12 protein-coding genes are annotated in these 12189 nt (G+C 47.2%); 5 read left to right on the top strand and 7 right to left on the bottom strand.

The window, feature by feature from the left end:
• Positions 1 to 157 precede the first annotated feature (157 nt).
• Together ACMYUL_RS13910 and ACMYUL_RS13905 are read right to left on the bottom strand one after the other, a co-directional pair.
• Positions 158 to 517: a DUF5339 family protein gene (locus ACMYUL_RS13910; protein ID WP_070512314.1), complete on the bottom strand. Its 360-nt coding sequence runs from the start codon at positions 515 to 517 to the stop codon at positions 158 to 160.
• A gap of 838 nt (positions 518 to 1355) precedes the next feature.
• A complete protein-coding gene (locus tag ACMYUL_RS13905) occupies positions 1356 to 2984 on the bottom strand; it encodes an ABC-F family ATPase (protein WP_415771208.1) in 1629 nt (542 codons plus the stop codon).
• 99 nt (positions 2985 to 3083) lie between these two features.
• On the opposite strand from ACMYUL_RS13905, the gene ACMYUL_RS13900 reads away from it, so the two are divergent.
• Together ACMYUL_RS13900 and ACMYUL_RS13895 are read left to right on the top strand one after the other, a co-directional pair.
• The gene (locus ACMYUL_RS13900) at positions 3084 to 3278 is read left to right on the top strand and encodes a hypothetical protein (protein WP_003742028.1); all 195 of its coding nucleotides are present in this window, start codon (positions 3084 to 3086) and stop codon (positions 3276 to 3278) included.
• Positions 3279 to 3300: 22 nt separating this feature from the next.
• Positions 3301 to 3762, top strand: coding sequence for a DUF4124 domain-containing protein (locus ACMYUL_RS13895; protein WP_415771206.1), 462 nt, complete (start codon positions 3301 to 3303; stop codon positions 3760 to 3762).
• An 89-nt stretch (positions 3763 to 3851) separates the two neighbouring features.
• Here the strand turns inward: ACMYUL_RS13895 and ACMYUL_RS13890 are convergent, their stop codons facing one another.
• The 4 genes from ACMYUL_RS13890 to ACMYUL_RS13875 form a co-directional block, all read right to left on the bottom strand.
• Entirely contained in the window at positions 3852 to 4547 is a 696-nt protein-coding gene (locus ACMYUL_RS13890; protein ID WP_070512323.1) for an O-methyltransferase, read from the bottom strand.
• A 289-nt stretch (positions 4548 to 4836) separates the two neighbouring features.
• Positions 4837 to 6507 carry a choline/carnitine O-acyltransferase gene (locus tag ACMYUL_RS13885; RefSeq protein ID WP_070512325.1) on the bottom strand — a complete coding sequence of 557 codons (1671 nt, stop codon included), beginning with the start codon at positions 6505 to 6507 and terminating at the stop codon, positions 4837 to 4839.
• 50 nt (positions 6508 to 6557) lie between these two features.
• Positions 6558 to 6686: a hypothetical protein gene (locus ACMYUL_RS13880; RefSeq protein WP_256359116.1), complete on the bottom strand. Its 129-nt coding sequence runs from the start codon at positions 6684 to 6686 to the stop codon at positions 6558 to 6560.
• A 3-nt stretch (positions 6687 to 6689) separates the two neighbouring features.
• Positions 6690 to 8249, bottom strand: a complete 1560-nt coding sequence (locus tag ACMYUL_RS13875) for a BCCT family transporter (RefSeq protein ID WP_070512328.1) — start codon at positions 8247 to 8249, stop codon at positions 6690 to 6692.
• A 416-nt stretch (positions 8250 to 8665) separates the two neighbouring features.
• On the opposite strand from ACMYUL_RS13875, the gene mpl reads away from it, so the two are divergent.
• A complete protein-coding gene (gene mpl, locus ACMYUL_RS13870) occupies positions 8666 to 10042 on the top strand; it encodes a UDP-N-acetylmuramate:L-alanyl-gamma-D-glutamyl-meso-diaminopimelate ligase (protein ID WP_415771202.1) in 1377 nt (458 codons plus the stop codon).
• Positions 10043 to 10234: 192 nt separating this feature from the next.
• Positions 10235 to 11082, top strand: a protein-coding gene (locus tag ACMYUL_RS13865) for an IS630 family transposase (RefSeq protein ID WP_156798183.1) whose coding sequence is annotated in 2 segments (ribosomal slippage) — positions 10235 to 10550 and positions 10550 to 11082 — 849 coding nt in all. Because the reading frame shifts where the segments join, the coding sequence is not laid out codon by codon here.
• On the opposite strand, the gene ACMYUL_RS13860 is transcribed toward ACMYUL_RS13865, so the two are convergent.
• Positions 11064 to 11387 carry a hypothetical protein gene (locus ACMYUL_RS13860; RefSeq protein WP_415771200.1) on the bottom strand — a complete coding sequence of 108 codons (324 nt, stop codon included), beginning with the start codon at positions 11385 to 11387 and terminating at the stop codon, positions 11064 to 11066. The genes ACMYUL_RS13865 and ACMYUL_RS13860 overlap by 19 nt on opposite strands.
• A 145-nt stretch (positions 11388 to 11532) precedes the next feature.
• Here ACMYUL_RS13860 and ACMYUL_RS13855 point away from each other — a divergent pair, with 145 nt between their 5' ends.
• On the top strand, positions 11533 to 12138 hold the full coding sequence (locus ACMYUL_RS13855) for a phosphatase PAP2 family protein (protein WP_070512143.1): 606 nt from the start codon (positions 11533 to 11535) through the stop codon (positions 12136 to 12138).
• Positions 12139 to 12189 lie beyond the last annotated feature (51 nt).

Raw genomic sequence — 12189 nt, 5'->3', positions numbered from 1 at the left:
AGAACGAAAATTTGTTTCTCGATAAACTATATTGAAAGTTAATTTTCATACATATTTCATATTAATTAAATCACTTAATACATAACTAATCAGTAAAGGCATAAACAAAAACGGACTCTGAGTAATCAGAATCCGTTTTTCTGCCAAAGGTATCGTATTATTTGGCTTCTTCTTTAGCTGCTTCAGCAGCATCTTTTGCTTCTTCTTTAGCATCGGCAGCTGCTTCTTTAGCGTCTTCTGCGGCATCTTTAGCTGCTTCCGCGGCTGCTTCAGAAGATCGGGCGCCGATGTCTTTTAATCCAGCTAAGCCACTTTTACAAGCCATTTCCTGCTGGTCTGAAGGCAGTTTTTTCATTTCATCAAGCTGTTGTTTCATAGTGGCTTTTGCATCTTCAGGAATACCTTTAGTATCTTCAATAGCTTTTTTGTATTCTTCACAAACTGCAGGAGTACCACCACCACATGCGGACAAGGTCAGAGCGGCCAACAAAGTTGCCAATAAAGCTGATTTTTTCATGAGTCTCTCTTTTTGAATCTTGGTTAAAAAAGAAATTGTATGTTAAACCATTCCTGTGGAGTGTCAAGCATAGTCATTTTGTTTCCCTGACTTAAATCATGGGATTGGGCAAATTAAGACGGTTTGAAAGAAAAAAGTTAAGTAATGAATACCGTGACTAAGGAATATTTTTATATGGGTAGGGAGGCTAATTTCCTTATATTTTAAAGGGTTAATTCATTTTTGCTGTTGTTTGAATTAATACGGCATAGAGGGGTTTAGACCATGTATATTTAACTTAGTAAAATAACTTCAAAATCGGTTAAATCACGGTAATTCAAGCTGTTTTTGGATGGGGTGCAATTAAATTTTATATGTCATATTAAATGTATTTTGAATATAGACAATTTAGTTAATTATTTTTGAGGAGTAGGGTAATTAAAGTATATTGAATTATCTATAAACTATAGCATTAGTAAGATAACTTGCCATATAGTTATGCTGTTTGTTTTTTATTTATTGTCTTCCTTTATTGACTAAAAAGCTCAGGCAGTCTGAAAGACATTTTTCAGACTGCCTGAGCTTTTTGTTTACTGCTACTTATCTTGCTGCCACACCCGATATGAACGAATGGCTAAAAACAGGCAGACAATCTAGGCAACGCCTAGTAGAAAGCCCCTACGTCTGCTACGCCGAACTCGTTAAATAGCCAGGTGGCTGCACGACCTTTGCGATAAGCATGTTCGGCATCAACCAAGTGTACCTTACCGTCTTGCGTAAGGTACCAGCTCTATGCGTGCAATACGATGAGCGCAATCGGGTTTTGCAGCAGTTTTTGCAGATTGGCGTTCATGTTTTTTTACACAATCCCTTTTTTCTCCAGATAGCTTTCGTAATCGCCCAGATAGTGCTCGTAACCGCCCTTGCCGTCCAGCTCGATAATCTGGGTGGCGAGCGAGGAGACGAACTGGCGGTCGTGCGATACGAAAATCAACGTACCGTTGTATTTTTCCAGCGCCATGTTTAGCGATTCGATGCTTTCCATGTCCATGTGGTTGGTCGGTTCGTCCATAATCAGCACATTGGGTTTCAGCAGCAGGAGCTTGCCGTAGAGCATACGGCCTTTTTCACCGCCGGAGAGAACCTGCACTTTTTTCACCACGTCGTTGCTGCCGAAGAGCAAACGCCCCAAAGTGCCGCGGATGACCTGTTCGTCGTCGCCTTCTTGTCCCCATTGGCGCATCCATTCGCTCAGGTTCATATCGACATCGAAGTCGTTTTCATGGTCTTGCGGATAATAGCCGACGCTGGCTTTTTCCGCCCATTTGATGGTGCCTGCATCAGGGGTGAGGCCGTCTGAATATTCGGGGTTGAACGCGCCGGCAAGGAGTTTCAGCAGGGTGGATTTACCCGCGCCGTTGGGGCCGATGATGGCAAGGCGCTGGCCTGCTTCGAGGATGAAGCTCAGGTTTTTGAACAACTGGGTTTCAAAGCGTTTTGCCAAGTTTTCGACTTCTACTGCCTGACGGTGTAACTTGGCTTTTTCATCGGCTTCAAAGCGGATATACGGGTTTTGGCGGGTAGAAGGTTTGACTTCGACCATTTCGGCTTTGATTTTGTCAGCCTGTTTCAGACGACTGGTTGCCTGGCGGGCTTTGGATTTGTTGGCAGAGAAGCGGGCGACGAACTCTTGCAGCTCTTGCAGTTTCTCTTTTGCCTTGGCGTTGTCTTTCAGGGCGCGTTCGCGCGATTGGGCGGAGGCGAGCATGTAGTCGTCGTAGTTGCCCGGGTAGATGGTGATGGTGTTGTAGTCCAAATCCGCCATGTGGGTGCAGACTTCGTTCAAAAAGTGACGGTCGTGCGAGATGATAATCATGGTGGAGTCGTATTGGTTCAACACGCCCTCTAGCCAGCGGATGGTATTGATGTCCAAGTTGTTGGTCGGCTCGTCAAGCAACAACACATCAGGTTTGGAGAACAGGGCTTGTGCCAGCAATACGCGCAGCTTGAAGCCCGGGGCGACTTCCGCCATGGTCGCATTGTGCAAATCTTCGGAAATGCCCACGCCGCTCAACAGTTCGGCGGCGCGCGCTTCAGCGGTGTAGCCGTCGTATTCGGCAAACTTGGCTTCCAGTTCGGCGGCTTTCATGTAGTCGTCTTCGGTGGCTTCGAGGTTGGCGTAAATCGCGTCGCGTTCGGTCATCGCCGCCCACATTTCGGTGTGCCCCATCATCACTACGTCCAGCACGCGCATGTCTTCGTAGGCAAACTGGTCTTGGCGCAGCTTACCCAAGCGCACGCCGTTTTCAATCGCCACTTCGCCCGCAGTCTGTTCCAAATCGCCGCCGAGGATTTTCATGAAGGTTGATTTGCCCGAACCGTTCGCGCCGATCAAGCCGTAGCGGTTGCCTTCGCCGAACTTGACGGATACGTTTTCAAACAGCGGCTTCGCGCCGAACTGCATGGTAATGCCGTTGGTAGAAATCATTATTGGTAAAACCTTTATAAATATAGATAAACAGGGTGTTATAATCGCCGGCGATTGTAGCATATTTTGTATAGGTCGTCTGAAACGGGGGCGGAGGAAATGGAAACCGAAAAAATCTATTACGCCGTGATTATTCTGTTGTGTGCCGCATCTATGTTGCTCAGTCCGTTTTTCTATATCCGCCGCACGCGTTCGGGTGCAGAATTACGCCACGCGCCTAGGCAATGGAAGCCGATTATTATTGCCAATTTGGTGATGATCATCGCTTTAGTGGTGTGGTGGATATGGTTTTGATGATTTGATGAAAGGTATAACAATGAATAAATTGATTTTAAGCACATTACTGCTCGCATTTTCCGCCGTAGCAACGGCATCCCCCGTATTTGAATGTATCGACAAATCAGGGCGTAAAACCTATACGCAGACCGGCGGCAAAAACTGCAAGCCGGGCAATATCGGCAGACCTTCGGTTTATACCTCCGCCGCACCGTCTGCACACTCGGCATCAGCAAACGCTGCTTCAGGAAACGTTCCTTCCGAACAAATGCCGCCTCCGCCAGCTGGCGCAATGTCCGCTTCATCTTCGGCGCAAAACGAATTGGCTCAGGCACAGAAAAATCTGGAAGAGGGCAAACAGGTCCGTTATGGCAACGAACGCAACTACGCCCGCTATCAAGAACGGATTAAAGGTTTGGAGAATCAAGTGAAAGCCGCGCAGGAGCGAGCTAACGCTGCAGGCGGCATGGTGGACGAAGCCGGAATGATGATTGAGCATTAACAACTGAAAAGACGTCAGTAAAAGGTCGTCTGAAACCAGTAAGGCAAATCCATTTCGCCTAAACTGTGTTTTCAGACGACCTCTTCGGTTTATCGGTCTAACTTGACCGTATATTCCAACGCTTTGTAAGGTTTTAGTGTGGATGAAATATAACCGTTTTCAGGATGGCGGACGTAATCGAGATAATCCTGCATGGCAGGTGAGAAGCCTTCCACATCGTCCACGGCAATGACCGCGCGGTCGGCAAGATTGGGTTCCAGCAGCTTGAATACGGGGAATACCAAATCCGGCCAGCCGTCGAGCAAGACGAAATCGGGGCGGGAGTCTAAGTCTTTTAAGGTTTCCAGCGCATCGCCTTCGCGAAGTTCGATGTAGTCTGCCAAACCGGCTTCCTGAAAATGTTTTCTCGCCGCCGCGGCTTTGTGCGGCAGATATTCGCAAGTGATGACGCGCCCGCCGTTGCGTTTGGCGGCTGCCGCGAGATACAGCGTCGAAATGCCGTAGGAAGTCCCGAATTCGACGATGTTTTTTGCACCCGATGCCAAAGCCTGCATATACAAAAACTTGCCTTGTTGCGGTGCGATGGGGATGTATTTGTCTTCGTAAAAACTTTCATTTTCTCCCGCCCAATCCAGCCCTTTACCCAACAGCTTGAAAATCTTGGGTAGAAAGTGGAAAAACATCTGCCTGTTTTGCTTTAAGGCTTGGGCGTAGAGCCGCAGCAAAACCGCTTCCGTTTGAGGCGCTTGCAGAAAAGCGAACAATTCCGGTGTCAGCTTGGGCATGGGCTTTCTCCTTTTCAGTTCAAATCCTCTATATCGCTACAATCTTGCCACAGCTTTGCTTTTCAGACGACCTTTATCTCTCAATTCGTCTCCATGATTGTTAAAGAAACGGGCTTTTCACTTAATAAAAAACGTCGTCTGAAAATACAGCTTTAGCAAAATCTGCTGTGCCTGTTTTCAGACGACGTTGTTTTTTGAGATGGGACACGGCGGGTATGGTCGCATCCTTCTTTGTTTTTTGAATGGAAACCTGTCTGAAAAGAAAGCAGGCTTTCAGACAGGCATTCCGTCAAGCGTTGAGAAATTCAAGCAAATGTTTCCCGCCAACTTTCAAGGCCTCCACAAATACGTTGACTTTCTGTTGTTGCTCTTGGGTATGGCTTACCGTATACAACCAACCTTCGGGCGTAATGGTGTAGTTGATGCCCAAACCGCCAACCGAGGTGGGGGCAAAGGCGAAGTTTACTACCGTGCTGTTGTCGCCTACGGTTGAGGTAGAGAGGAAATCGGTGGTAAAGGTTTGGTAGCCTTCGTCTTTAAAAAAATCAGGAATCTCACTGTTTGCTTTGGTTGCCATCAGTTGCAGGCCGAGCAGGTGGCGGTTGGGGCCTTGGCCGAGTTTGCTGGCTTTGATGCGGGCTTTGTGTTCGGCCAGTGCGGCATCCAGCGCTTCGCGGGAGGGTTTTTCCTGCAATAAGGTGCTGACGAAGGCCAGAGATTCGTTGGAAACGGGGCGCACGCATTCGGTACGGCCGTTTTTGAAGTGGCTCACGTCAACGGCTTCGTATGTGTTGCGGACGCTGCCGTAGGTGGTGAGCTGGGCGTATTGCAGGAGGAACTGCATCAACGCATCTTGGCTCACGCCTTGGGGAATGGTTAAGCCGTTGAACGGGATGGCAACGCTGGTAACGTGCATCTGGTCAGCTTGTTTGGCATAGTTTTGCTGCCATTGTTCCCAGTTTTTTAGCAAGTCGGCATCCAACTGCCATTCGTAGCGGTGGACGGCAGGGCGGGTTTTCTTGCCGCTGAGCGCAGTCAGCTTGGCGGCGGCGAGGGTAACGATGCCTTTGAGTGCGCCGCCGTCTGCCCAAGTGTGTTCGCAATGCAGATACAGGCGCTTGGTGCTGGTGTTGTAGCAATAGGTAGTAGGTTTGTAGCACCAAACGTTTTGCTTGGGTTGGAAAGTAGTTTGCGCCAGATCGCTGTCGGTATCGAGGTTTTCGCTGCTGATGCTGATGTGGAACAGGTCTTGTTCGATGTGTTCCATCAGGCGGGTGTTGTCGTCATGCTGTTGCAGGGCTTGGTACACGCGGGCGGTTTCGTTGCCGCCCAAGTAGCAGGGTACGGCTACCGGATATTTGTTTTGATGGGTATCGGAAAGGATTTCTTCAAATGCCTGTCTAAACGCATCGGGATGGTAGGCTTCAAATTGTTCGTCGAGTGCGGCAATGCGGTAGTAGAAACCGTTGTGCAACACGCCGATGTGACGGCTGCCATTGGGTGAAAAGTGGAATCCGTCGACTTCTTTTTGCGGCACGCGCGCGGCACCTTGCAAAATTTTCCATTGCTCCATGCATACGGGCGTACCTTGCGGGGTTTGCGGCACGGGAATGCGCTGATGGTAATAATCAGCGCACACCGCAGCCAATGCCGATGCCCACTCCGCCAAATCCTTACCTTGAGTTTGGATGTTGAAACCTACGTTGCTGGCTAAAGGCAGCGGATTGCGTACGCGCAGATAGCTTTCGAGCCAAGCGTCGATCAACCAGCTGGTTTCGACTTCTGCTGCAAATTGCTGCAACGCGGCTTGCAATTCTTTGCCTTTGCCCGATTCGAAATTACGGGTGGTTGCTGCGGTTTTTTCAAAAGCTTCATCACTCAGCAGCGGGCACACCAGTTTCAAATAGCGTTCGCAGGTTTCGGCCAAATCAGGCACGGGGAGGCGGGGTGTTTGGGACATCGTGTTCTCCTAATCATTAGGCGCAGGCGGTAATGCCTGTCTGTAAATGTTTAATCGTCTTTTTCAATAAAGGCCAGTTTGATGACATAGCATAAAAAGGCGAGAACCAAAACCATCAATACAGTTTCGAGAATGTTGTCTTGAACGCTTTGATTCAAATACATAATTTGTTTTTCCACGGTTTACTCCTTGTTTTTTACAGGTTCTTGGGCGGGCGATACGCGGGGTATGTCGCGTTTGAGCTGGCGCCAAAGTGCGGCGAACCATAAGTACATAATGAATACAAACGGGAAGCCGGAGAATGAGCCGACAGCTTTAATACCTTCCATCTTGCCGGTAACAATCACGGCGTAGGCGATAAGCGACATTAAGATCGCCCAAATTACTGCGCGGGTTTTGTTTTCGTGGCGTCCGTCGTTGCTGGTCATAATGCCCAGAGAAATGGCGGAGCTGGTTACCGTAGTCACCACGAAGCCGAGGAACAGAACCACAGTCAGCGGTTTGGTTGCAAAAGACAGGGGCAGCATATTGAGCAGGTAATAGAATGTGCCTTCGTAGTCGCCTTTATTGGCAATTTCCGCCAAGCGTCCGCTACCTTCTACGGTGTCAAGCAGGCTGAAACCGGAGAATACGGAGAACCAAATTACCAAGAAGCCGACCGGTACCATAATCGAAGCCAGCACGAATTCGCGTAAAGTGCGGCCTTTGGAAATTTTGGCGAGAAACACACCCACAAACGGTGTCCAAGTAATCCACCATACCCAGTAAGCCATCGGATACCATACCAGCCAATCGCGGTTATGGAACAAATAAAGCTCGAAAGAGTGGTGAACGGTTTGAGTGAGGATATTGCCGATAGACACGACCAAATTACTGAGGAAGTAGTGGGTCGGGCCGACCAAGAAGACAAATACCAGCATGAGCAAAGACAAAACCACAGTCAAATCGCCCAGCCATTTCATACCTTTCTCAATCGGCAATACGGCGCCCAAAGTATAAAGGGAGGCGATAATGATCAGAACGACGGTTTGCCAGCCTATTGTGCTGAAGTCCATTCCGGTGATGATTTTCATACCGGAAGAAATTTGGGTGGAAGCCATGGCAATGGAAGAGGAAACCGACATGGCAATCGACACAATCGCTATGCCTGTAATCAAAATGCCCAATGGTTTTGCCCATTTCTTGTGTTTGAACGCATATTCCAGCGGCGCGGAGGGCGTACATTCCGTTTTATGCTGATACATGAAATATGCCAGCACCAGCCCGCCGATGGTATAAAGCGACCATGCCGGAATACCCCATACATGCAACGCAAGGCTCATTGCATTTTCCACTTTCTGGTATTCAGGCAAATTTGCAGCTTGTATACCGATGGGCGAATGATAATAGTGCCACAACGCCTCAATCGGGCCGAAGAACACGATGCCCACACCGATGCCGGCGGTAAACAGCATATTCATCCAAGAAAAGAATGAATATTCTGGCTGGGCATCCTTTCCGCCTAACCTGATATTGCCGAAGCGGGGGGATAAAGCAACGACCATACACACGGTAAATGCCAATAGAGGCAGCCACATAATCAGCCAGTCGAACTTCAAATAAAAGAACTTACTGACGTCGGTGATTGTGTTGGTGAATAAGGCGGGTTCAACAACAGCTATGGTAGCCAAAATACCCACTATGAAAGCAGTCCATAAAAAGTATTTAGGACGCTTGGGTTGAATTTCTTCATTCGCGGACATACGCAAGCCTTTTTAGTTTGTTAACAATTTTTAAATCTAAAAAAGCGAGTAAACCGTGTAATGTAAGATTAAGTAATTTTTTCTTGGATTCTATATTGGAAGCCTAGAAAAACAAAGGTTTCCAAGCGGGGATTAATCATTAATATCTAGTATGTTTGACTTGTATTAATGTTCGGTCAGTTTTTCCTCAGATATTTTATCCCTAGGAAAACATCTGATTATTTGTTTCAATGCTTAGAGTCAGGCAGACGGTTTTAGTTTGCGATTCATTCTCAAAAAAGAAAATCTTTCCAGTATCAGCTTGATGATTGAGATACCTGCTTCCTTTTACAGCTTTGTTTTTCAGACGACCCCTTCATCCAAACTCCGTTATAATGGCGGCTTTCCAATTATTTCATTCAAAAGACGGTCTTATTATGAAACACATCCACATTATCGGTATCGGCGGCACGTTTATGGGCGGGGTTGCCGCCATTGCCAAAGAAGCGGGGTTTAAAGTCAGCGGTTGCGACGCGAAGATGTATCCGCCGATGAGCACCCAGCTCGAAGCCTTGGGCATAGACGTACACGAAGGCTTCGATGCTGCGCAGTTGGACGAATTTAAAGCCGACGTTTACGTTATCGGCAATGTCGCCAAGCGCGGGATGGAGGTGGTTGAAGCGATTTTGAACCGCGGTCTGCCTTACATTTCCGGCCCGCAATGGCTGTCGGAAAACGTGCTGCACCATCATTGGGTGCTCGGCGTGGCGGGGACGCACGGCAAAACCACCACCGCTTCCATGCTCGCATGGGTCTTGGAATATGCCGGACTCGCGCCGGGCTTCCTCATCGGCGGCGTACCGGAAAACTTCAGCGTTTCCGCCCGCCTGCCGCAAACGCCGCGTCAAGACCCGAACAGCAAATCGCCGTTTTTCGTCATCGAAGCCGACGAATACGACACCGCCTTTTTCGACAAACGCTCCAAATTCGTGCATTACCGTCCACGTACCGCCGTGTTGAACAATCTGGAATTCGACCACGCCGACATCTTCGCCGACTTGGGCGCGATACAGACCCAGTTCCACCACCTCGTGCGCACCGTGCCATCTGAAGGCCTCATCGTCTGCAACGGACAGCAGCAAAGTCTGCAAGACACTCTCGACAAAGGCTGCTGGACGCCGGTGGAAAAATTCGGCACCGAACACGGCTGGCAGGTCGGCGAAGTTAATGCCGACGGCTCGTTCGACGTGTTGCTTGACGGCAAAAAAGCCGGACACGTCGCATGGGATTTGATGGGCGGACACAACCGCATGAACGCGCTCGCCGTCATCGCCGCCGCGCGCCATGCCGGCGTCGATATTCAGACCGCCTGCGAAGCCTTGAGCGCGTTTAAAAACGTCAAACGCCGCATGGAAATCAAAGGCACGGTGAACGGCATCACCGTTTACGACGACTTCGCCCACCATCCGACCGCCATCGAAACCACCATCGAAGGCCTGCGCCAACGCGTCGGAAACGCCCGAATCCTCGCCGTCCTCGAGCCGCGTTCCAACACCATGAAACTCGGCACGATGAAAGCCGCGCTGCCCGAAAGCCTCAAAGATGCCGACCAAGTGTTCTGCTACGCCGGCGGTGTGGACTGGAATGTCGCCGAAGCCCTCGCGCCTTTGGGCGGCAAGCTGCACGTCGGACAAGACTTCGATGCCTTCGTCGCCGAAATCGTGAAAAATGCCGAAGCAGGCGACCATATTTTGGTGATGAGCAACGGCGGTTTCGGCGGGATACACGGGAAGCTGCTGGAAGCGTTGAAATAAGATTGGTTGAAAGTTTTGAATGATTGAGGTCGTCTGAAAACCGGAGTTTGGTTTTCAGACGACCTTTTGTTATGGAGTGATTGAGATATGATGGTTGAGGGTGTGCCTCAAACTAGGCTCACCGATGGAGGTATTTCTTATATAGTCAATTAAAAATAAAATAGTACAATACTCAACTTTTAAGGTCTAACCATGGCATACTCTGCGGACTTAAGAAACAAAGCTTTAAACTATTACGAACAATGCAAAAACATCAGCCAAACCGCAGCGACGTTTAACTTGTCAAGAAACACGCTTTACCTGTGGATTCGCCTTAAAAAACAAACAGGCAGCCTAAAACATCAAGTTACCGGTCTAAATGCCGTCAAATTGGATAGGCAAAAACTGGCTCAATATGTTGGGCAACACCCGGATGCCTATCTGCATGAAATCGCCAAACATTTTGATTGTACGGCAGCCGCCGTTTGCTATGCACTCAAACAGATGGGGATGACGCGCAAAAAAAGACCACCACTTACAAAGAACAAGACCCGGCCAAAGTAACGCATTATTTGACACAGCTGGCCGAATTTTCCGACTACCAACGTGTTTATTTGGATGAAACAGGATTTGACCGCTACCTGTTCCGCCCCTATGCCCGCAGCCTGAAAGGGCAAATAGTGAAAGCGCAGATAAGTGGGAAAAGATACCGACGCTTATCTCTGGTGTCCGCACAAGTCGGCAACCGGCTGATTGCTCCGATGGTTTATCAAAATACGATGACCGGAGTCTTTTTTGAAGCGTGGTTTCAGCAATGCCTACTGCCCGCATTGACTCAAAAATCGGTGATTATTTTAGATAATGCGCGATTTCACCGTATGGGTGTCTTACGGGAAATGGCGGAAAAATGGGGACATAAGGTATTGCCTCTTGCACCTTATTCACCTGAGCTCAACCCGATTGAGAAGGTGTGGGCGAATATTAAGCGGTATCTGCGAACCGTATTGTCTGATTACGCCCGATTTGACGATGCGTTACTGTCCTATTTTGATTTTAATTGACTATATATACAGTTAATCCCTTGTTCAATAATAGGAATTAAATGATTTATATCTCTATGAGAGCGGGTAAATAGTGGATTTTCCCAATCATAATTTTTAATGACGTAGACTTTAAATACCCCGTTTTTTCTAGGATTCGGATACCATCCAACATCTAAAATGTATTTCTCATCAAAGAAAGATACTTGTAATAGATCTTCTTCAAATTCAAGTTGATCAATTGCTTCATGAGGGGTGTATTTAAATAACCAAAATAAATTTTCATAAGTAATGATACCGTCCCTAAAATTAATCAGATATTCCATTTTGTTTTATCCCTACATTTTTTCTTACGATTTAATGCTTATGTGCAAATAGTGTCAGATATTCCATATCATTACCATATATGATATCGTGATGCAATTTTGCTGTTTTGATTAAGTTGGAATTGTGACTGGAGAAAGTTTGCAAGTGGATAAGCTGTCAAAATTAAAGATTAAATATACAATTTTTATATCGATATTTTTTGTCATTTTGTACAAAGGGGCTGAGTTTTATACCTATACAGTCGATAACGTGCCTTCATATTTTATGGGCTGGGAAAGGAATATTCCTTTTTTGCCCATATTTATGTTGCCTTATATGACGTCTCAGGTTTTCTTCTTAGCCACTATATTTTTGGAAAAGAACGAAAGCAATTTGAAATTGCTGATAAAGAGGGCAGCCTTTTTAATTGCGGTTTCTACTGCTTTATTTGTCATATTTCCAATGAAATTTTATTTTCCCAAACCCGAAGTCGATAACCAAATTTTAAAATCCTTCTTTTATATATTGGGAAAATTGGACAGTAGTTTTAACCAATGCCCGTCATTGCATGTGAGTTTTGCTTTTCTTTCGGCGGAGGTTTATTGCAGAGAAGTCAAATCCAAATTCTTAAAATCATTATTTGGTATATGGGGATTTTTACTCGCCATTTCGGTCTTGTTTGTCTATCAACACCATTTTATTGATTTTGTGGGCGGAACTTTGATATTTTTAATTACTTGTATCATCTTTCCAAGAAAAAAGGCTGTTTAAGCGTTTTGTTACCGAATGATGGAAAGTCCTACAACAACCACTAAACTATAG

The sequence above is a fragment of the Neisseria sp. CP9 genome, from assembly GCF_047758525.1.
GTDB lineage: Bacteria > Pseudomonadota > Gammaproteobacteria > Burkholderiales > Neisseriaceae > Neisseria.
The sequence above is the reverse complement of the archived record's forward strand: the minus strand, read 5'-3'. Positions and strand labels throughout refer to the sequence as shown.

Bases quoted from the DNA above. Each gene is read 5' to 3' on its own strand.
- ACMYUL_RS13910 (WP_070512314.1), bottom strand. From the start codon at position 517: ATGAAAAAATCAGCTTTATTGGCAACTTTGTTGGCCGCTCTGACCTTG.
- ACMYUL_RS13905 (WP_415771208.1), bottom strand. From the start codon at position 2,984: ATGATTTCTACCAACGGCATTACCATGCAGTTCGGCGCGAAGCCGCTG.
- ACMYUL_RS13900 (WP_003742028.1), top strand. From the start codon at position 3,084: ATGGAAACCGAAAAAATCTATTACGCCGTGATTATTCTGTTGTGTGCC.
- ACMYUL_RS13895 (WP_415771206.1), top strand. From the start codon at position 3,301: ATGAATAAATTGATTTTAAGCACATTACTGCTCGCATTTTCCGCCGTA.
- ACMYUL_RS13890 (WP_070512323.1), bottom strand. From the start codon at position 4,547: ATGCCCAAGCTGACACCGGAATTGTTCGCTTTTCTGCAAGCGCCTCAA.
- ACMYUL_RS13885 (WP_070512325.1), bottom strand. From the start codon at position 6,507: ATGTCCCAAACACCCCGCCTCCCCGTGCCTGATTTGGCCGAAACCTGC.
- ACMYUL_RS13875 (WP_070512328.1), bottom strand. From the start codon at position 8,249: ATGTCCGCGAATGAAGAAATTCAACCCAAGCGTCCTAAATACTTTTTA.
- mpl (WP_415771202.1), top strand. From the start codon at position 8,666: ATGAAACACATCCACATTATCGGTATCGGCGGCACGTTTATGGGCGGG.
- ACMYUL_RS13860 (WP_415771200.1), bottom strand. From the start codon at position 11,387: ATGGAATATCTGATTAATTTTAGGGACGGTATCATTACTTATGAAAAT.